11 protein-coding genes and 2 pseudogenes are annotated in these 22066 nt (G+C 37.3%); 3 read left to right on the forward strand and 10 right to left on the reverse strand.

From position 1 onward, the window contains the following. A pseudogene (locus G7Y56_RS18715) lies at nucleotides 1–120 on the reverse strand (MFS transporter); the annotation flags it as partial. 6 nt (nucleotides 121–126) lie between these two features. After that, a complete protein-coding gene (locus tag G7Y56_RS17155; protein ID WP_165045499.1) occupies nucleotides 127–2337 on the reverse strand; it encodes a GH32 C-terminal domain-containing protein in 2211 nt (736 codons plus the stop codon). 323 nt (nucleotides 2338–2660) lie between these two features. On the opposite strand from G7Y56_RS17155, the gene G7Y56_RS17160 reads away from it, so the two are divergent. The 3 genes and pseudogenes from G7Y56_RS17160 to G7Y56_RS17170 form a co-directional block, all read left to right on the forward strand. Then, complete coding sequence (locus G7Y56_RS17160) at nucleotides 2661–5777, forward strand: TonB-dependent receptor (protein ID WP_165045501.1); 3117 nt, start codon at nucleotides 2661–2663, stop codon at nucleotides 5775–5777. Between the two features lie 20 nt (nucleotides 5778–5797). Continuing rightward, nucleotides 5798–7543 carry a RagB/SusD family nutrient uptake outer membrane protein gene (locus G7Y56_RS17165; protein ID WP_165045503.1) on the forward strand — a complete coding sequence of 582 codons (1746 nt, stop codon included), beginning with the start codon at nucleotides 5798–5800 and terminating at the stop codon, nucleotides 7541–7543. A gap of 371 nt (nucleotides 7544–7914) precedes the next feature. Continuing rightward, nucleotides 7915–8178 (forward strand): annotated as a pseudogene (locus G7Y56_RS17170) (tyrosine-type recombinase/integrase); the annotation flags it as partial. A 167-nt stretch (nucleotides 8179–8345) separates the two neighbouring features. Here the strand turns inward: G7Y56_RS17170 and G7Y56_RS17175 are convergent. The 8 genes from G7Y56_RS17175 to G7Y56_RS17210 all read right to left on the reverse strand — a co-directional run bounded on the left by G7Y56_RS17175 (nucleotide 8346) and on the right by G7Y56_RS17210 (nucleotide 21878). Further along, the gene (locus G7Y56_RS17175) at nucleotides 8346–10334 is read right to left on the reverse strand and encodes a glycoside hydrolase family 97 protein (protein ID WP_165045507.1); all 1989 of its coding nucleotides are present in this window, start codon (nucleotides 10332–10334) and stop codon (nucleotides 8346–8348) included. Nucleotides 10335–10344: 10 nt separating this feature from the next. Further along, nucleotides 10345–11652: an alpha-amylase family glycosyl hydrolase gene (locus tag G7Y56_RS17180; RefSeq protein ID WP_165045509.1), complete on the reverse strand. Its 1308-nt coding sequence runs from the start codon at nucleotides 11650–11652 to the stop codon at nucleotides 10345–10347. 11 nt (nucleotides 11653–11663) lie between these two features. Next, nucleotides 11664–13028 carry an alpha-amylase family glycosyl hydrolase gene (locus tag G7Y56_RS17185; RefSeq protein ID WP_165045511.1) on the reverse strand — a complete coding sequence of 455 codons (1365 nt, stop codon included), beginning with the start codon at nucleotides 13026–13028 and terminating at the stop codon, nucleotides 11664–11666. 22 nt (nucleotides 13029–13050) lie between these two features. Continuing rightward, nucleotides 13051–14181 (reverse strand): SusE domain-containing protein, encoded by a 1131-nt coding sequence (locus G7Y56_RS17190; protein ID WP_165045513.1) that lies wholly within the window; start codon nucleotides 14179–14181, stop codon nucleotides 13051–13053. A 19-nt stretch (nucleotides 14182–14200) separates the two neighbouring features. Continuing rightward, nucleotides 14201–15319, reverse strand: a complete 1119-nt coding sequence (locus G7Y56_RS17195) for a SusE domain-containing protein (protein ID WP_165045515.1) — start codon at nucleotides 15317–15319, stop codon at nucleotides 14201–14203. A gap of 22 nt (nucleotides 15320–15341) precedes the next feature. After that, nucleotides 15342–16916, reverse strand: coding sequence for a RagB/SusD family nutrient uptake outer membrane protein (locus G7Y56_RS17200; protein ID WP_165021553.1), 1575 nt, complete (start codon nucleotides 16914–16916; stop codon nucleotides 15342–15344). 11 nt (nucleotides 16917–16927) lie between these two features. Then, nucleotides 16928–19912: a TonB-dependent receptor gene (locus G7Y56_RS17205; RefSeq protein WP_165045517.1), complete on the reverse strand. Its 2985-nt coding sequence runs from the start codon at nucleotides 19910–19912 to the stop codon at nucleotides 16928–16930. A 313-nt stretch (nucleotides 19913–20225) separates the two neighbouring features. After that, entirely contained in the window at nucleotides 20226–21878 is a 1653-nt protein-coding gene (locus G7Y56_RS17210; RefSeq protein ID WP_165045519.1) for a DUF6377 domain-containing protein, read from the reverse strand. Nucleotides 21879–22066: the final 188 nt, after the last annotated feature.

The raw sequence follows: 22066 nt of genomic DNA on the forward strand, positions 1-22066 counted from the left end.
CGACAAGGCAAAGTCAGCTTTTACATAATTGGTCGCGATACCAACCAAGTCTACGAATCCCATAACGAAGAATGATAACATTACTGGGATTAGAGCTAAATATATGCTTTTCTGTTTCATGGTTTTTTAGTTAATCTTATATATGAATATATTTTCTACATTTATTTCACTTTCGCTCTCGAACGTTAGTGTATTATACGGCTCGGTCGGGAACATTATATTTGTGGAGACAAGGCTTCCGTCATTAACGAACAATTCGGAAGAAGCTTTATCTATGAAAAGGCGGATTTTGTATGTATCCTTTTTCACAAGAGGGGCTTCGATCTTTGGTAATGCGAAATTGTCGCAGAAATTGACATTCCCGCTTTTTGACCTGTCTATACTTAGGCTTTCATTTTCAATATCAAAAGAGAAAACCATTTTCTCCTGCATCCTGTTAGACAGTTTGAATGTAAAGCGTTTTGCACTATTAGCTTTCACGCTCATTTCTATTTCGTAAGCCCCACTATTATTATCTAGCAATTTATCGATGGAATAAGATGTGTCTATTTTTATATCTCCCAATGATTTCTTATCACTTCTTAAATCTACGATTCCTTCTATCGGAGGATTAGCAACAACCAAATGTTTGCCATTATGTACCAGTTTTAATTCACGGGGCAAAGTCATTGCACTTCTGAAATGGGTGATAGGTAGTGGGCGCTCCGCATAAGCCCAGTTGTTCATCCAACCGATAAACAAGCGGCGTCCGTCACTAGCAGGAACATTACTCCATGTTACACCAGCATAATTGTCACGTCCGTAATCTAACCAAAGGGGATAAGGCATTTCGTCTGCTTTAAACGTTTTACCATCGAAATTTCCTACGAAATATTGAGTCGCACTACCTCCATTAGGACCGCCGGGGTTGATGCTTACAAATAGTACCCATTTAGTTTGCCCATTATAAGTAAGGGGAAATAAGTCGGGGCATTCCCATACGCCGCCATGAGCTCCAATTCCTTCGCCAAACTCGCTTAATTTTTCCCATGCTTTTAAATCTTTAGAACCATAGAACGTAATTGTTTGCGAAGTTGCCAACGTCATCACCCATTTTTGAGAAGCCTCGTGCCACATTACTTTCGGGTCGCGGAAGTCTACAATATCAGGGTCTGTCAATACAGGATTATTATTGTATTTAGTAAATGTGCGTCCTCTGTCGGTGCTGTAAGCAATACTTTGAGTCTGGGTTTTTCCGGCTGATGTGTAAATGGCAATCATGGCATCTTTACCAAATCCTGCAGTATTATCTTTGTCTATTACCGCACTTCCCGAGAAAATGGCTCCTAACGAATCGGGCACAATACCCGCAGACAGATATTCCCATGTGAGTAAGTCTTTGCTTACGGCATGCCCCCAGGTCATATTACCCCATAGAGATCCATAGGGATTATATTGGTAGAATAAATGATACTCACCATCGTAATAAACCATTCCGTTCGGGTCGTTCATCCAGCCATATTGAGGTGTGTAGTGATAACTGGGACGATATTTTTCATTATAATCGAAATCGAATCTGTCGGATTGATTGATTTGAGTATAGCCTATATCTTCTTTGTTTACATTAGATAGAGTTAAAGTTACCTTTTGTCCTTTATACTGTTCTACAGGTATCGGTATCCAATAGTCAACTTTAGTTTGAGCAATGCGAATATTCATCGGTACACCAATAACTTGTCCGTCTACATCAAGTGAAACCGGAATTGCCGGACTTTCGTCTTGTATAGGAATAAGTATATATTTTTGGCTTACATCGAATGATATTGAATGATTCAATAAGACACTGCTTTTTTCGGTATTACTCATTTCGATTTGATCTGCTAAAATATGTCCCCAGCCGCTACTATCATTGTCTACAATGCGAATCACAGCCGATTTCCCTCTATAAGCTTTTACATCCCAGGTCATTCTGCTTAGTGTATCTCCGTTAGTCATAGCATGTGCTTTAAGAACACTTTTCCCATCAACTACCAGTTCGATATACGTATTAGGACCGGCACCTCCTCCTAAAAGAAAGTTGATGTAATCTCTTTCGATAACAAACTCTTTTGAAGTAAGTTTTCCGATAGAAATGTCTCCTCCGTTAAAGCTATTGGCTAAATAGTTTCCTTCGAATCCTTTTACTTCCTGCTGATCAGAATATGATCCTTTTGTGGGCGTTGAGCCGAAAACATCGCCCTCGACCATCCATCCGTCGAAGGTTCCCGATTCGAAGTCATCAATCGGAATATCTTTTGATGAGCAACTAACTAGCAGAACCAAAGTCAGGCATGCGACTGATTTTAGAATTTTTTTCATGGTTTTGATATTAAGTATATATTAAAATTTATATGAGTTAGATATTTAACTTAGATTATGGTATACTGTTAACTCGAATGTATGCATAGATATAGAAATTAAGATTATTCTATGTCTCAGTACAAAGAAAATTTTAATTACAGATTAAGGCTATAACAGATGTTGCGAACGATAGTAAAAATGTTGCATGACCTGAAAATAATTCACTCTTGCAACATTTTTACATGCATCTGCTACATTCATTATATAATTTTATTTCCAACCTCTTTAGATTTGCAGAACCATGAACCTAAAGTTTTTTAACTTATAAAATTTAATTATCCATGAAGAAACGAAAGCACTTAATCAGGTTGAAATTTATATTTTCAATCATTTTCCTATTTGTTCTTCCATCACTTATTTTTGCTCAAACTACAGGAGTAACAGGTGTAGTTGTATCTGCTGACGATGGCATCGAGCTGATCGGTGTAAGTGTAGTAGAAAAAGGAACTACTAACGGAGTATCGACAGATGCTGATGGAAGATTTCAGATTCAAATGAAAACAGAAAAAGGAGTATTGGTATTCTCTATGATTGGTATGAAAACACAAGAGATATCGGCGAAAAATGGAGACGTTATTAATATTTCTTTAACAGAAGATCAGGCTTTATTAGACGAAGTAATTGTAACAGGCTATTCAACTCAGAAAAAGGCTGACCTGACAGGTGCTGTTGCAGTAGTGTCTATAAATGATCTGAAAACATCTGCTGATACTGATCCTATACGAGCGTTGCAGGGAAGAGTTGCAGGTATGACAGTGACAAACGATGGTAGCCCTTCTGGTACGGGAACAATTCGGATAAGAGGTATCGGTTCCCTTCAATCCAGTCAAGATCCTCTATTTGTAATCGATGGAGTACCTACCACATCTACTCTGAATTCTTTAAATACAAATGATATTGAAAGTATGCAGGTTTTGAAAGATGCCGCATCTGCTTCTATCTATGGCTCACGTGCTGCAAATGGTGTGATTATTATAACGACTAAAAAGGGAAAAAATAATCAGAAATTGAAAGTAGATTTTCTAGCCTCTGTAACAGCTCAATACTTCAGTTCTAAAATGAAATTGCTCGATACAGACCAATACGGAAAGGTTCTTGTGCAAGCAGCTCTTAATGATGGCATCGACCCTACAGCCTATTCCCGAAACTATGGTTACACAGTTACCGGATCAGGATCAGCATTGAGAGATTTCTCTATTACTCCCGGTATATATTCAGGCTATTTAAATTCAACACAAACTATGCGAGCCAGTAATACCGACTGGATGGATGAAATATCAAGAACGGGTATTCTACAAAATTACGACCTTTCACTATCTACAGGTTCAGAAAAAGGTTCGACAATGTTCTCGTTAGGATATAAAAACAATGGTGGAATATTGAGATATACAGATTTTAGTTCCCTTTCAGCCCGTATGAACTCATCTTACAATGTGCACAAAATAATCACGGTAGGAGAGAACTTTACCGTAACCTATACTAAACAGGTGGATGATCCCGGTGTGATGGAAAATGCACTGAAAATGGCTTCGATCATCCCTGTGTACGAAACCGACGGAGTGACATTCGGGGGGCCTATCGGATCGATGCCCGATCGTCAAAACCCTGTTCGCCAACTTTATCATAATAAAGACAATCAGTCTACATTCTGGCGTTTGTTTGGTAATGCTTATGTAGATATAAAACCATGGAAAGGATTTTTGTTTCGTTCTAACTTTGGTCTCGACTACGATAGTGAGTTCAGACGTAACCTGACACATACTTTTGTCTCAGATATCATTGCAAATAACACAGCGGAGGTGTCTATAACTAACGCTCAGGATACTAAATGGAACTGGTCTAATACCGTTAATTATAATTTCGAAATAGATAAAAAACATAACATTTCCTTATTGGGAGGTAATGAATTATATAGACAGACTCGGGTCGACTCTTATAATAATATTAAAGAATTTGCTATTGAAACCCCCGATTACATGTGGCCTAATGCAGGTACAGGTACTACAACGGTTACAGGAAATCAATCGGGTTTTTCATTAGTTTCATTTTTCGGTAAAATCGACTATAATTTCATGAATCGCTATCTGGCATCATTTACTATACGTAAAGACGGCTCGAGTCGTTTCGGAAAAGATAACAGGTATGCGACATTCCCTGCTGTTACTGCCGGCTGGCGTATTTCTGACGAATCATTTATGAAAGGGGTATCGGGGATAGACGATTTGAAACTGCGTGCTTCGTGGGGGAAAACCGGAAATCAGGAAATAAGTAATACGGCTCGTTATGGGCTTTATCAGGCTGATTATGGCAGCGATCGGGTTACGTCTACTGCATACGATATTAACGGAATCGGTTCAGGGCTTTTCCCATCGGGTTATAGAATAACTCAGACTGCAAATGATAATTTGAAATGGGAAACAGCAGAACAATATAATATAGGTGTTGATTTTACTTTACTGAATCAATCAATATATGGTAATATAGATGCTTATATAAAAGATGTGACCGATATGCTTATTTCTCCCGCTTATCTGGGAGCTAAAGGCGAAGGTGGTGTTAGTTGGGCAAACGGTCCTTCGTTAAGAAACAAGGGTATGGAATTTTCGATAGGTTATCGTAAAAGTCTGAATAATGATCTATCGATAGATGTTAATGGGAATGTGGATTTTTTCCGTAGTAAAGTGACCTATTTGCCTGCCACGGCAACCGGTTCTTATGAACATACCAACACTGAAAATTTAATAGGACGCGCTTATGGCTCTCGGGTAGGATATGTTGCTGACGGATTATTCCAGACACAGGACGAAGTGGATGCTTCGGGACAGACAAATGCCCGTGTAGGTGGGCTGAAGTTTGCGGATATCACTAAAGATGGAGAAATTACAGCTGCCGACCGAACTTGGATTCTCGATCCTGTTCCGGCATTTGCTTATGGACTAAACTTTTCGTTATCCTATAAGAAATTTGATTTCCAAATGTTCTGGCAAGGAGTTCATGATGTAGATGTGGAAAACGTTCAAAAGTACCAGACCGATTTTTGGAGTGTAAACGATGTGGGTGCGAACAAAGGAAGCCGCTTATTAGATGCTTGGAGTCCAACCAACACTAGTTCTACTATTCCGGCATTAACAACAAATAATACTGCTGATGAAGGACGCTTTTCGAGCTATTTTGTAGAAAATGGAAGTTATTGTAAATTAAGAATGCTGCAAGTAGGGTATAGCATTCCACCTTCGCTAAGTAAAAAGATCGCAGCTGATAACGCTCGTGTATATGTTAGCGGACAAAATCTGTTGACATTAAAAAGTAATGGCTTTACAGCTGAGGATCCCGAAAATGCTGCATGGAGATATCCTATTCCTACATCATTTACATTAGGTGTTCAAGTATCGTTTTAACTAATAATAATTTTAAGAAAATGAAAAAATATATATTCGCTATAGCTATTGTAATTTGTGCATATAGCTGTGATGATTTTATTGATGTTTCACCTACGGCTGTCGTAGATCAGGACTATGCATATTCGCAACCCGAAGCCATGGTAACATCAGCCTATGCTGTGCTGGGTGACGATTGGTACACATATCCTTTCAATCTATGGCCATATGGAGACGTTGCATCCGACGATGCTTATAAAGGAGGAGGGAGCACCGGAGATACGAACTACCATCCGATAGATATATTTTCTGCATTATCGGCATCCAACCCCGATCACATGGACGAATTATGGTATCGTTTATATGTTGCCGTTTCTCGTTGCAACAGGGCTATAATTTCACTGAATGAGTATGGAGAGGCAGTATTAGGAAGTGAAAAATCGAAAAAACGTATGGCAGAAGTCCGTTTTCTGAGAGGTCATTTTTACTTTAAGCTTATTTCTCTATATAGACAAGTGCCTTGGATAGATGAAAATGTAGTTATAAATAATTCACATGAGAGTACACGCAACGATGAATATTCGTATGAAGAACTGATCGGGAAAATAATGGAGGATTTTGATTCAGCATATAAAACATTGGATACTTATCCCGAAGCGGCTTCCCGTGTAAGTAAAACTGCGGCTGCCTGCTATCTGGCTAAATGTCATTTGATCCTTGCGTATCCACAAGGCTCGGAATATCAAGTAACGAATGTAGATGCAGCACAAATGAAAAAAGTTATTGATTATACTGATTTTGTAATGACTACAGCTACTAATTATGGTTATGCATCAGACTTTGGAGAAATCTTTATGCCTGACCAAAGAAACGGTAGAGAATCTATTTTTGCAGTTCAACATTCTTTAGATGATAATACTGTCTATGGGCGTGCCAATTGGAGTAATACATTAAATGCGACCTGGGGTTTATTTACCTGCGGATGGGATTTTCATAAGCCGTCGCAAAATCTGGTGAATGCTTTCAAAACAGAAAACGGTTTGCCTATGTTCGATACATTTAATAATACGACATGGTATCCTGAGGCTGCTAAAACATCGGGGCAAAAGTGTGACCCTCGCTTATTTCATACGGTTGCTATCCCCGGATTTCCATACAAATATGATATGAATACTATTTTCACTTACGAAAACACCCGTACTCCTAACACATATGGTTATTACAGTTCTTTGAAAGAAAATGTACCTGTTAATAGTACTTATGTAACATATAACGGTTCGTGGCAGGCTGTGAACCAAAACGATTATGTTTTTCGTTACACCGATGTTATGTTGATGAGAGCTGAGGCGCTTGTAGAACTAGGTGAATTGGCTGGAGCCCTTACCATTATAAATGATATACGCACGCGGGCAGCAAATTCGGTAGAAAAATATATTCCTTATGCAAAAGATTATTGTGAGATCAAAGCATATCCAAATTTTGCAAACAAAGACTATGCCCGAAAGGCTTTGCAATGGGAACGTAGACTGGAAATGGCAATGGAAAGTAGTCGCTTCTTTGACCTAAGACGCTGGGGTATAGCTGGCGAAACTCTAAATAAATTTTACGACAAGGAAAAGAATGTTTCCTTCACTTATACTGATCTTGGTAACAACACTGTAACACAATCGTATGCTGCATACTATAAAGATGCACGTTTTACTGCGGGTAAGAACGAATTTTTTCCTATTCCTTACAATCAGTTAAACTATATTCCAGGTTTATATAAACAGAATAAAGGTTATTGATCGTTGGTAAATAAAAATAAGAGGTTGTCCAAAAAATAAATGGGCAGCCTCTCTTTTTGTGTTATTCGTTAAAGCATATCAGGTTAATGTTTGAAATACAGTATGTTATTAAGATAAATTTAAAAGTTTATCAGGAAACCAAACAGTTCTTTTCCCTTCGAATCTTTTGGAACGCATCCACTGTTTTGAACTGATATAACGAAGCATCCGCTAGATATTTTTGCATAACAAAATCTTTGCTTACCTTTGTATAAAGAGTTAGTCGGCACATGTGATACTATGCGAAGACCTGTTAAAAGAACCGTTTCCAAATCGTTACTTCTCGAATTTAGCATCTTTATAAAACTCTGATATATAGTTTATTTAGTCTGATTAACTGCTATTTGAAAGAAATCGCCATTATTTGCGGAATCAATAAACCAATGACCTGTCATTGTGGAAGGCATACCTTCGCCACAACCATGCTCACTAAAGAAGTGAGCTTAGAGAGCGTTTCTAAGATGCTCGGGCATACTGATATTAAGACGACTCAGATATTAAATCAGAAGGTGAAAGAGGAAGTTTACCGGGTAAAGGATAAGTTCAATAATATGAAAAGTTGTTATACGCAGAATAATGTGGTTGAGTTGAAGTAAAAGCAAGCTTGACATATAAATATAAAAATACTCATCAGTATAATGCTGATGAGTATTTTTATCTGATTTTCTCTATTCCGCTTCTTTTCGTTCGACTAGTTCAGACACTTTTAATTTACAAAAAGTGGATTTTGTCCTTTATTTTCAATAACTTATATATTACTTAATTATTTCATTTTAGAAATCATTATGGCAGTACCGCCACTAGATGCTAAATCGATGTCCAAAACGGAATTGGATGAAACTTCAGTTTCTTCGATACTAATAGGATATGGATTTGTTTCATAATTGGCACTTTTGCCATCTTTATAAATCTTAGCTGTATATTTCGCATTTTTGTCAAGGAAATCTAACGGTAAAGATAATTTACGACTGTCTCCGTTAGTAATACTGCCAACAAACCAATTATCACTATTGCGATCTTTACGTGCAATTGTTACGTATTCCCCGATTTTTGCATTTGGAACTACAGTCTTCGACCAATTTGTAGGACAAGAAGTGATAAATTGAAATGGTTCAGGATTTTTTTCGTAATTTTCTATCATATCCGATGCCATTTGTAAAGGGCTGTATAAGACAACAAATAAAGCCAATTGTTTAGCCAATGTTGTCCTTACCCGAGTATTAGGAAGAACCGGATTGTTGAAATTGAATGTTACCGGTGTAAAATCCATAGGTCCAGCCAGACCTCTTGTAAAAGGAATGATAGTAGTATGTTCGGGCGGATTGCCTCCATCGACAGACCATGCATCCCATTCTTGTCCACGAACGCCCTCTTGTGTCATCAGGTTAGGATAAGTACGTTGCAAGCCTGTAGGCATTACCGGTTCATGATTATCAATCATTATCTGATATTTTGCGGCGGTTTCAATTACTTTGCGATAGTGACGAACCCCATATTGGCTACTATGCATTTCTTTGTTATCCAATATTCCGCCTACATACCCTGTCTTCACTGCATTTACACCATATTTTTGATAAAAAGCAAAGGCATCTTCCATCTGGTTCTCATAGTTCTTGGTTTTACCACCTGTTTCGTGATGACCTATCAATTTTACATTTTTTGATGCAGCATAATCTGTAATTTTAGCAATATCGAAATCGGGATATGGAATTGAAAATTCGAACGACTGCCAATCTTCCCATCCTTTATTCCATCCTTCGACAAGTACACCTGCAAAATTATGCTTCGCAGCAAAATCAATATATTTAATTACGTTTTCGGTTGTAGCTCCATGCTTTGGGCCTTGATCCCATGTATACTCTTTCATGTGCATACCCCACCAGATGCCAATATAACGACCGGGAGTAATCCATGAAGTATCTTCTATTTTACTCGGTTCATTTAGATTGAGCATCAGTCGCGAAAGGAGTAAATCCCCTGGCGAGTCTGCAATAATCATCGTCCGCCAAGGGGTAACGTGTGGAGCTGTCATAAATACTTTTTCTCCGCTTGCCCATGGTGTAAGATATGTTCTTAATACAGTCGTTTTGTTTTCGGGATATACATTCATGGCTGCATAATCTGTCAGATTTGCTTCGTGTATCGTTAAATACATTCCATCCTTCGTTTCCATTGTCAACGGAGAACAAACAGTATCTAATTCATTTACAGGAGAAGCATTATACAATCCTTCGTAAAACTCGGTATTATAAGGAATAGACCATGCCTTATGATTGCCTGTAAGAGCAAACTCAGTAAGCTCATCCATAATAACAAAATCTTTCAGGTTCTCTTGCTCCGGAAATTCGTAGCGAAAGCCTATACCATCATTAAACGCACGAAAGACTATTGTAAACTTACGTTTCAATCCGCTTTTTTCTTCGATATTGACAGCCATTTCATTATAGGTATTGTCAACAGATATCTCTTCACCCCAAGGTTGTTCCCAAGTTTCACTGAAAGTGGAATGTTTTATATCCTTGATTTCAAATCCATTGTTTAGATTACTGTCTTTCAGCGTGAAACCCAGAAAGGATTTGTCTAAGATTGGTTTATTTTCTTTGTTTACTGTATAATAAATCTTTCCGTCATCCAGTCCGACTTGCAATTTAATTTTTCCGTCGGGGGATGATATTATATCTGAGTAGTTGGAACTACAAGCAGATGTAATCAGTAGTATAAATAGTAGAAAATAGCTGATTATATGTTTCATTTCTATAATTTTATTTTAGAATTAAATATTCATAGGGTTTTAGGATCATTGTATTACCTAAGGTCATTGAGTTTCCCGAAAATAAATTAGTGAATTTCTTGTTGCTCAAATCGGATGGAAGCTCCATCTTTTGTTCTACATTTCTTACATTAATAGCTACAATAACTTTTTCGGTATCCGTATATCTCTCAAACAACAGTATGTTTTGGTTAGGATATGTTTTCAGGGCTCCTTTACGCAACGCTTCATTTGTATTATATATCTGAAATATACGTTCGTATTCTTTTCTTAGTCTGTTATTTGCAGACCAATCGACAGGTGTATACCTGAAGAAATTAATCGCTTTTGGATATCCCACTTCCTGCGAACTGTAAATCATAGGACATCCCGGCATATATGCCGAAACCAGAAAGGCTGACATAGATCCACGTTCACTATTAAATTCCTCAACAGGAGATTGCTTTTGAGTTTCATCATGATTCGTGCTGAATCTTAGTTTTCGCTTACCCTTTGGTATTGCTTTATACTCCGCTTCGTTGGCAGAGAACAGAGCTGTTGCACACGAATCTTTCAGATACACATCACGCATGGCTTCCATAAAATCCCATGCATAATTAAGGTCGAAACCAACATCGAAATGGTCTTCTCTCTTTCCTTCCGCCAGCATGAGTAGCTTATGCCCGGGTATACTCCTCAACGTGTCATTTGCTTGTTGCAGAAAGTCGGCAGGAACAAAATCAACCGCATCGCAACGGAATCCGTCAATACCGACTTCTACAATCCAATATTTCATCGCATCTATCATCGCTAAACGCATATCCTGATTGTTGAAATTGAGATCAGCTACATCATTCCATCCTGTTCCTGCCGGCGAAATAATGTTGCCAATACTATCTTGTGTGTACCATGCAGTATTCTTTATCCATGGATTATCCCATGATGTATGGTTTGGAACCCAATCGATTATAACTCCAATTTCTTTGTCATGACATTGAGTTATAAGCTTCTTTAAATCTTCCATCGTCCCAAATTCTGAATTAACCGATTTATAATCTTTCACACAATAGGGCGAATTGACCGATTTCTCTTTTCCTATTTCATGTATAGGCATAAACCAGATAATATTTGCCCCTAATTGTTTTATTGAATCAAGATATAATCCGATTGCATTAAAAGATTCCTTTTCAGCAAATACACGAGGGTTTACCTGATATATCACAACATCGTCCAACTGGGGCAAGGTATATGTTTTTTGCCCTTGCCGAGCACAACTCAATAGGGTAAATAAAAGGCAAAACGATAATAAATATTTAGTCATTATTCTATTGTTTATTTAACATATATACTATAGCCATTCGCAGGAAGTTCTATTTCTGTTTGCAAAGAGAAATCCTGATTCCCTCCTTTCAGATAATCTCTGAAAGTACCTAATGGTGTGGTATTACTGAATTTGAATTTTATAGAATGATCTGTAAGATTAAGCATAGTTATGACTTCATTCGTTCCTCTTTTTCTTGAATACACGAATATATCTTCATTATTAGTCGGATATACTTTCAGCACTCCTCTGTTTGTTCCGTCTTCGAGTGCAGGTTGTGTTCTTTTTAATTGGGTCAGTTTTTTGAACAGATCGTTATATGTATTATTAACTGGTGTCCATACCACAGGGACGACATCGAACAGTCCCATCACTTTATCCATACCTATTTCCTGCCCATTATAAATAAGAGGCATATCGTAGATTGTGAAAGACAATACTGTAAGAGGTAATACATTCTTTCCATATCTGGTAGATTCTGTGCCGTCGTATGCATTCAGGTCGTGATTAGTAAGGTAAATCATTCGCCCTTTATTGGTATAAGCATTGTTGCTGAATAGTTTGTTACACTCGCTCACCAGATTAGAAATATTGTTGGTCTTGCCAAAATCGTTCAGAGCAGTATTGAAACTCCAGGCGTAATCGTAGTCGAATACCTGCATATAAGAAGCATTATCGCCTTCGCAGAGCCATGTTATTTCTTTCACTTTATCTATTTCCGTACGTGCTTCGTGCCAGAAAGAAAGGGGAATATATGTAGCTGCGTCACATCTGTATCCATCTATATCAAAACTTTCAACCCAATATTTCATGGCATCGATCATTTCTGCACGCATATCCGCATTTTTATAGTCCAACTGAATTACATCACTCCAATTTTCGGGAGAATACGGACGTACACCATTTTTCGAAGCATAGAAATTAAGGTGATTACCAACCCAAACATGATCCCATGCTGTATGGTTTGCTACCCAGTCAAACCATATTTTTATACCCGAAGCATGTGCCGTGGCAATTAGTGATTTCAGATCGGTATCTGTACCATAGTCGGGATTAATGGCTTTATAATCTTTTATAGAATAAGGGCTGCCCTTCGTTCCAATTTTATTTTTCTCTCCAACAGGATGTATAGGCATGAGCCATAATATATCTACACCCAACTCTTTGAGTCTTGGTAAATCTTTTTCCAAACCTTTGAAATTGCCTTCGGCTGAGTAGTTGCGAATATTAACTTCGTAAATTACATTGTTGTTTTTGCTTACGGGTGTTATTTCGGTATTTGGTATTTCTTGCCAATTATCATCTTCATCGTCACTACAACTATAGAATGAGAATATTGCAATAAGACCCAGTACGAATAATTTAATTGTATTCATAATCTATATCTTTTTTCTGTCTTTAATTTCGTATCTTAATAATGTAATGAGCGGTAAGGTCATTAAAGTAGATGTCGTATAAGCCGGGCTCGTTTATAGAAGCTCCGCCACCATCAAAAACGCCTTTTCCGTAAGGAATATCAAATTCTCCGCCACCCCAGTTATTAGCCCAGTCTTTGTTGCCTCTGAATTTGCATGCAGTACCCGATTCGAACAGATATGCAATATGCCATTGGTGTGGATCGTAAGCAGATTTAGTCATTAGCGGTTCATTATCCCATCCACAGAAACCACCGATAGGTCCCATTGTGGTATAGTTTTTTGCTGCTGATGCATCATAAGGTGTAAGTGTCCATGTCATATTTATGATATCGATAGTTACTGTATAATAACCCGGCCCGGCATAAAATGCACCTGTATCGCCAAACTCTAGTTTACCACCCTCTCCGGCACAGTACATATTGTTGTAGCCACCTAAGAATTCTTCAGCGCAGAATTTGAAATAAGCACCTTCATTTCCATTTGCAAAATATCCTGTATATGTATAAACACCATCTTCTACATCGTTACTATTGCGATACATAATAAAGTCGGTATTATTAGGATTCCATCCATTCATATCTCCTATTATATAGATGTGTTTAGATGATTCGGGATCTGGCACAGGTGCTACATAGATATAGGGTGTAACTACGAGTGTTAAAGCTTCCGAATAAACAGATTCCCCAGAACCACCCGATGTCTTTACACGAATGTTTATATTTTGAACAGTCTTACTTTCTACTCCCAGCATTTGTGCAATGGCTGTATTAAACTGCTGCGTGTATATGTCTGCAAATAGTTTAGTAGTTGAAACCAATACAATCGGTTTAGAAAAATTATTGTCTGATAAATCGGCTTCGATGTCATACTGTACATTATCGGCATAGAGTGCTTCTCCCGATTGATCGAAGAAACGTGCTTTTGTCCAGTTCAATCTGAATAGGAAAGGGTTTTGATCGATTTCGGGTTGAATTAAAATCCACTCATTACTAACTAACGAATTGAGTACAGGTTCCGTAGTTGATATATTACTTGTGCTCTCGTCGTCGTTGCATGCTGACATTAAAGTCAGCACACATAACAAACTTATTATATATTTAATTTTTTTCATGTTTACAGCGATTTATAGGTTATTCTTGTGACAAAATTACAAAATGATGAGTTATGTCATTGTAATTAATTTTATACGTTCCCGGAGTTTTTATATCTGTTCCCGTTCCGTCAAAGACAGCTTTTCCATAAGGTATATCACTAGAATCGCCACCCCAGTTATATACCCAATCTTTATTTCCTCTGAATTTACAAGCGGTAGATATTTTAAATTCGTAAGTTATACTCCATTGGTGAGGGTCATAAGCAGACTTGATCATTGGCGGCTCATTATCCCAATCGCAAAATCCACCGATAGGGCCTATTGTATTATAAATCATATCAGCTGATGCGTCATAATCAACGATGGTATAAGTCAGCTCTTTCAGATTGAGGGTTATTGTTTTATAACCTTCTGTTTCGTTATGGAATGCACCATCGCTCATTTCGGCATATACAAGTGTAGTCTCATCATTGCGTGAATACATTTTGTTAGTACCCAAATCTTGTTCAAGTATAAATTTGAAATAAGTATTTGCTGCAAGCCGGCCTGTATAGGTATATATTTCCTCATCAGAATTATTATTACGATACATTATAAAGTCTGTATTCGTATTGTTCCAACTATTCATATCACCTATAATGTAAAGGGCTTGTAACTCTTTTTTCGCTTCGTATGGCGTGATTGAAACGGGCAGTGTATTTCCCGAAATAGCTAAGCCTGCCATATTTTGTCCATAATCGGCTACTATCCGCAATTCGACATCAATAGCTTCGTTAGGTAATGCCCCCAATTTATTCAGTATTAATAAGTTTATATCATTCAGATAAATATTGGAAGAAAGAGTATTGGTTGCTGCCAAAACTTGAGCCGATGCAAAATTATTTCCTTTTCTGTCTATCTGAAGTGTGTAATTAACCGGCCCTGCGGGTCGTGGGGTATTTTCGCCATCGAAGTGAAACACAGTTTCAGTCCATGTTACAGTAAATAACAGAGGGTTGGTTCCTTTCGCAGGTTCTTCCAATATATAGTTCTGAGCCGGCAAATTATCCAATATACTCGTCTCCACATGAGTTAACACGGGGGTCTCGTCTTTGTTACAGGCCCAAAGAGCTAATATGCAGAAGAGGGATGCTAAAAATATTTTATATGTTTTCATTTTCTTACTTTTAAATCATTAATTAGAAGCCTTTATTCTGGGTCAAGTTTGGATTTGCCGTCAACTCACTAACAGGCAAGGGATACAATTTAAATTTGTCATCAATATTTGGTACACCACTGAAGACTCCGTTTTTCCATGGCCATGAGTAGTTTCTTGTAAAACGATCGAAACGTATCAAATCTGTACGGCGGTGTCCTTCCCAATACAATTCGCGTGAGCGTTCGTCAAGAATAAACAACAGGTTAAATTGCGTATCACTCACTTTTGATATTTTGGCTCTCTCCCGTAAATCATTTACATAAGTACGAGCCTGGTCGCGTGTACCTCCTTGTCCTCCGCGAAGAACCGCCTCTGCATACATCAGATATACATCAGCCAGTCGGTACATGGGAAAATCGGTATCCGAAAATACGCTGTTAGAACCCGGCGTGCCATCACTATTCATATTTGTATATTTTATGACAGACCACCCTTTGGCGAAATCATACCAGGTGGAAGTTTCTAGTGTGCGGTTTTCTTTCCAGAAAAGAGCACGTGCATCGTTATTGTCGAACAAAACAGATAATGTTTCTCGGGCACGTATACCTGACCACGCTTGTGTAAACCCGAAATTGGCGCTAGGATCCATATCCGATTTGTAAGAAGCAGCCAAAAGAAAGGTTGTACCACCATAAGTAGTTGCTTTTAGTCCGTCGAATACAATAGGGAAGATAATTTCCGATGAGTTATGATTATCAGCACCGAACATATTTTTATAAGTAGGATCGAGCGTGTATCCTGCCGATAATATTTTATTGAGATATGTAAGGCATTCAGTGTACTTCTTAACCCCAATATATACTTCGGCATTCAAGTACAATTTAGATAGAATCATCCAGGCTACAGGTTTGGTTAACTTACCATAAGTAGCCATTCCATTATTTGTCGGAAGCTCATCTTCAATATCCTTCAATTCAGATTCTATCCAAGAGAAGAAAAATGCACGATCTTTTTGTTCCGGGAAATTAGTAGTTACACCGGCTGCTTCGTCTATATACGGTATATTAGAATATAAATCCATCAGGAAGTAATAATTTAATGCCCGTAATGCTCTTATCTCTGCACGAAAAGTATGAATCTTGCTTCTAAGTTCAGGATCAACGTTACGTTGGTTTAATCTTTCGTCTGTGGTTTGTCTCATAAACTCATTGGCGTAAGCAATATTCATATACATACGTGTATAGTTTAATGATATGAAGTGATTACTTGAATTCCATTGACAAAATTGTAAACTTCTAAGTGTTTCATTATCCCAAGCACCTATGACTTCGTCGGTACATAGTTGCTGCAAATTCCAGTAGGTTCTTATAAAGGTAGCTTCACCTTGATCATCTGCTGCAATATCAGGTTGTCCCGCAGGGCCTTCATTACCGGAGAGTGCAAATCCGGCATATATCTTAGCTACAAATTGTTCGTAAGAATTGGGGTCTTCCCATGCTCTCTCCGGCAATAAGACATTACTGCTTAATGGTTCTGTATTCAAATCATCAAGGCACGATGAGAATAAAATGGCCAGGCAGCTACAGGCGATTAATATACTATATATTTTTTTCATGATTGTGTCGTTTAAAAATTAAGATTTACACCAAATAAAATAGTCAGAGGTCGGGGATATATATTGCCATCTATACCACCATATACTTCAGGGTCTAGTCCTTTATATTTTGTAAAGATGAAAGGATTCTGTACTGCTCCATATATTCTGCCTCCGAAAGGAAGTTGTTTGGATCGCATAAAAGACCATCCGAGAACAATATTATCAACACGAAAGAATGAAGCATTCTGCACATAATAATTGGAGCTATTTTGTCCTGTTTGGAAATTCGTATCAAAAGCACTTAGAGGACGGTTTACCAGGAATTCATTTGCGAACACTGATGCAGAACTCAGTGCTGCACCTGTGGCAGCTATTTGATTATAGTTGAAATTTCCTAAACTGCCATGGCCGGCAATAGCTACATCCCAGGCTTTCCATGTCAATTTGGTATTAAGTCCAAATGTCCAGTCGGGTGTACTTTTCTGATAGACGAATAAATCGTCCTGATTTATGAGGCCATCGTTGTTTCTGTCTTTGTAAAAACCTTCGATAGGTTTACCCTGCTCGTCGTAAATCTGTTCGTATACAAAAAAGCTTTGTGCCGATTCTCCTGTTTTAAATACTTTCACCCCACTATTAGGTATGGGTGTATCGACGTTTCCTAAGTTTAATTTCGTTATTTCATTTTTATTATATGCTACATTACCACCGATTTCCCATGCGAGATCTTTTGTTACTATAGGAGTTCCATTTAGTGATAATTCAACACCCGAATTCTTTAATGATCCAACGTTTGTAACGATTCTTTCTCTGAAATTTGTTCCTGCGGCTACTCTTGTTTCTTCATTTATCAAATCGTTTGTTTTTCTATGATAAATGTCAATAGAGCCTTCGATACGATTTTTCAAGAAACCATAATCCAGTCCAACATTATATGTCGTTGTGGATTCCCATTTCAGATCAGGGTTATAAGCTGCCGGACGAAGTAATGATACCCAATTGCCTTGTCCGTCGGTATATCCGCGTAGATAATTAGCTTCGTTACCTGAACTTTGTTCGTATGTACCCATATAAGCATAGTCTCCCTGGTTGATATCTTGTTGCCCTGTTATACCCCAACCTAATCGGAGTTTCATATTACTTATAACATTTGAATCTTTGAGAAAGTCCTCGTCAATCATTCTCCATGCCAATGCTAATGAGGGAAATAAAGCCCATCGATTGTTTTTGTGGAAACGGGATGAACCATCTTGACGCAAAGTGAAAGTCATAAGATATTTATCTTTTACACTATAGTTGAAACGTCCGAAGAATGAAATAATGTAATGCTCTGTTGCGGTATCGTTGAAACTTACTAAGAGTGGATTTCCTGCAGCATCAAATTTGCTTATACGGTGACCGATATTGCTATCCGATCGCCAGTAATGTTGCCATGAATATCCTCCCATCACATCGAATTTACTATCCAGAAAATCGAGCTTATGAAAATATTGGCTATATAAATCGAAAGTTGTATTTCGGCGTTTTTGATCCCAGCTCGAATCTAATCCACCATAAATATAATCGGAAGGAGCATTTTCCGGTATGTATTTAGTACCCTCACTTTTAGAATAATCCATTCCTAAATTGAGGTTAAAATGCAGATCGGGTAGAAAATGTAACTTATAGTCAAATTGTGCATTTCCGATAAAGTTATATACATTCGATTTATCCTGAGTCATTTCCAGCATAGATACCGGATTTATAGTTGCTACCTGATTGGGAACAGCTCCACTCATCCATGTAAAAAATCCTCCGAAAGGGCTGTTTTCATCATATACCGATTGTGTAGGGTCCATACTGATTGCAGCTCCAATAGCACCCTGATTGGCAAAACGGTTGTGGATATACATCCCTCTTCCGTTCAGGTTCACTTTCAAATGATCATTAAATAAAGTAGGAGATAGTGAAATACTACCTGTGTAGCGTTCCATTTCCGATGTTTTGAGAATACCTTGAATATCTGTGTAACCTAACGATACACGGTAAGGTATATTTTTCACGGAACCGAGTGCACTTAGATTGTGTTCCGTATTCATTGTAGTGCGGAATATTTTATCTTGCCAGTTAGTGTTATCACTACCTAGCTTACTTTTCATTTCTTCGAAATTACTATTACCGGAGAATGCATTATCTATAAAAGTACGATAACCATCGCCTGTAAGCACATCAATTTGATTTTTAGGTGTACTTATAGAGAAGTTGCCGTCGTATGTTACTTTTATTTTGCCCGCAACACCTTTCTTTGTCGTAATGATGATAACCCCGTTTGATGCACGTGAACCATATATCGCAGTTGCCGAAGCATCTTTTAAGACTGTAAATGATTCGATGTCTGTCGGGTTTACTGTACTTAATATATTGCCTACTCCACCCATTCCTTTATTGTCGAGAAAAACTCCGTCAATTATAATTAATGGATCGTTACTAGCTGAAAGAGACGAGCCCCCACGTATACGTATAGTCGCTCCGGCACTTGGCGATCCACCTTCATTGATAATATTTACCCCGGCAACCTTACCCATTAGCATATCTTGAGCATTGGGTGCAAAACCTCGTACTTTGGTATCGGCTTTAATGCTGGATATCGATCCGGTGGCATCGCCCTTGCGTACTTGCCCATAACCGATAACAACCACTTCGTCTAATAACTTAGTATCTTCTAAAAGAATGATATTTAATTCTTTTTGTTCGGTGTAAGCAATCTCCTGACTGGTATATCCAATATAAGATACCACAATGGTAGCACCCTTACTGATCCCAGATAAAGAATAATTACCATCAATATCTGTTCTTGTACCATTAGTCGTGCCTTTTACAACGACACTGGCTCCAATAACTGGTTCTCCTGTTTCATCTTTTACTATACCTTTCAGACTCTGTTGTTGAGCGAAGGCATTAGAGGCAAGAAATAATCCAAAAAGTAGAAATAGGATAAATCTTGTCGTTTTTTTCGATTTGAATTTTTTTTCCATATGTATTAATAATTTAATATAGGTAGTATTTTTCGTGGTTGACTTTTAGAATGAAGTAGTCCCGGTAAGAGGGTAATGTGGTTAATTTATTTTCATGGGTATATTTTCATTTGATGGTTATTAAATATTGAAAGGTTGCCAGCAAATATAATGAGGTAAATGCACTAATATAGCGTGTAAGTAAATGGCTAAGTAACTTTTAGTAAAAATGACATGTGAGTAAACTACTGATATATAGACCAGTAATCTAATTCCTAAAATCAGCTTATGTAACTTGTGGATATTCGTTTGAAGTAAAAAATAGAATACAATATTAGCTTTTTGGCGTGGAAATATGCCTTATCGCTTCTTCAAAATCAATTTCCTGATTCAGCACTTTCGATTTTACTTTACTTCTGTAATTGTAGATTGTGCGAAGTGTATAATGTAGAAAGGTAGCTATTTTATTGCTATCTGTTATACCTAAACGTATCAATGCAAATACACGAAGTTCTTGGTTCAGTATTTTGTCGTTGTTTACGGCATAACGTTCTTCTTGTCTGAGCAATTTGTTAAATTCCTCAACAAAGTTGGGGTAGATGTTTAGGAATGCATTATCGAAATTAGTATATAATTCCTTTAACTCACGAACAGAATCTTCCGATGCAGATGTCATCTTCAGTATCTCATTTGTTTGTCCGGCTTTAATCTTTCGATTTACAGTAATTTTAAAAGCATCGAGTTTATCAATGTACTGGGTACAGATTTCAAGAAAGCTGCCTATAAATTGTTCTTTAATGCGGTTTGCTTCGGCAAGGGAAAGATTTGTGTGGTTTTGATTTTCATTCGCAATTTTTAAATCCTCATTTAATATACTCAAACGTGAATTAATCTGTTCTATTTCATTCTTTGCTTTTGATAATTTTCTTACTTGTTTCACTACAAAATAGATGGCTACGAGCAGAATACAAGATAAGAGACTAACGATAATAAGCAAAGTCCTGAGCTTATCTTGCTGATATTCTCTGTCTAGTTGGTATGCCTTATCAATAATGGGTAAGAGTCTGGACGTTTGAATATTTCTTAACCGTGCATTATAGAAATTTGCATCATCCAAACTCTTTTTTATATAATTATTAGCTCTTTTTACATCGCCTTCTTCAAACAATAAAACAGCGAGGGTACGCAATGATGTGTTTTCTTTTACCGAAGCCCTTATATCTGCAATTGCAGACATGGCTAAATATATTTTTTGCTGCTCCCGATCTCCCTTTTGTTCATAAAAATATGCAAATATAGATGTGAGAATTGCATAGTTCCTTGTGTCGGGTTTTACATTTGAGAAATAAGGGAATAGAACTCTTTCTGCATTCTTAAAGTCATTTATTTCGATGTAGCGTGTTCCATAATTAATAGCGTGTTCATAGGTGTTTGTTTCTACTGCCTGCAATAATGAATCCTGATAGTTTCTTCGTTTTTCTATTAAATTCTGAATGTCAAATCCATTCTGATACTCAAGCCAGTATATGTAGGAATCGGCATATGTGTAATAATAGTCAATCAGCTGATCTTTGGTTAACTCCTTACTGTTTATTGCGTTGAGAATTTCAATCGCTCTGGTGAATATTCCGGCTTTAGCCTGAATACGTGCCATTTGTATTTTACTTTGATGAAGCCAATTTTTATTACCTAATTTTTGTGCAATATCAATCGCTTTTTGAGAGTATAAATAGGCAGAATCAAATACAAAAGCCTCATATTCTTTGGAGAGATTTTGGTAAATCAGATATTTATTCTCATCATTTATATTTTGTTTATCAAGCTGTTGTTTGTAGTTGTTTATATACGCTTCTTTCTGTATGGTGTATTCCTTTTCGTTGAGCAAAGTATTATCCAATTCAATCAACAATGAGTCTAACTTTGATTCAGCAGAGATTGAACCAATTGCAAATAGCAAATAAAAGATGGAGAAAACAAAATGTTTCATTATTTGTCCTTTATAGTAAACTAGAGTTATTTAGCAAAGATAGAACTTTTTAGAAACGTACTGTATAATATAATTGAAAAGTAGTCCACTAAAATAATTGAAAAGTATACCACCGGTTAAGTAAAATCCGCTAGAGCTTCTAATAAAGCCCTGCATTTTACTAACAAATATTAACATTATAAATTCCT

Origin of the sequence: Dysgonomonas sp. ZJ709, from assembly GCF_011039195.1 — a bacterium.
Classification (GTDB): domain Bacteria; phylum Bacteroidota; class Bacteroidia; order Bacteroidales; family Dysgonomonadaceae; genus Dysgonomonas.

What these genes read in the sequence shown, in the direction of transcription:
- G7Y56_RS17205 (WP_165045517.1), bottom strand. Translation starts at nt 19,912, where the DNA reads ATGGAAAAAAAATTCAAATCGAAAAAAACGACAAGATTTATCCTATTT.
- G7Y56_RS17190 (WP_165045513.1), bottom strand. Translation starts at nt 14,181, where the DNA reads ATGAAAAAAATTAAATATATAATAAGTTTGTTATGTGTGCTGACTTTA.
- G7Y56_RS17160 (WP_165045501.1), top strand. Translation starts at nt 2,661, where the DNA reads ATGAAGAAACGAAAGCACTTAATCAGGTTGAAATTTATATTTTCAATC.
- G7Y56_RS17165 (WP_165045503.1), top strand. Translation starts at nt 5,798, where the DNA reads ATGAAAAAATATATATTCGCTATAGCTATTGTAATTTGTGCATATAGC.
- G7Y56_RS17200 (WP_165021553.1), bottom strand. Translation starts at nt 16,916, where the DNA reads ATGAAAAAAATATATAGTATATTAATCGCCTGTAGCTGCCTGGCCATT.
- G7Y56_RS17175 (WP_165045507.1), bottom strand. Translation starts at nt 10,334, where the DNA reads ATGAAACATATAATCAGCTATTTTCTACTATTTATACTACTGATTACA.
- G7Y56_RS17155 (WP_165045499.1), bottom strand. Translation starts at nt 2,337, where the DNA reads ATGAAAAAAATTCTAAAATCAGTCGCATGCCTGACTTTGGTTCTGCTA.
- G7Y56_RS17195 (WP_165045515.1), bottom strand. Translation starts at nt 15,319, where the DNA reads ATGAAAACATATAAAATATTTTTAGCATCCCTCTTCTGCATATTAGCT.
- G7Y56_RS17180 (WP_165045509.1), bottom strand. Translation starts at nt 11,652, where the DNA reads ATGACTAAATATTTATTATCGTTTTGCCTTTTATTTACCCTATTGAGT.
- G7Y56_RS17210 (WP_165045519.1), bottom strand. Translation starts at nt 21,878, where the DNA reads ATGAAACATTTTGTTTTCTCCATCTTTTATTTGCTATTTGCAATTGGT.
- G7Y56_RS17185 (WP_165045511.1), bottom strand. Translation starts at nt 13,028, where the DNA reads ATGAATACAATTAAATTATTCGTACTGGGTCTTATTGCAATATTCTCA.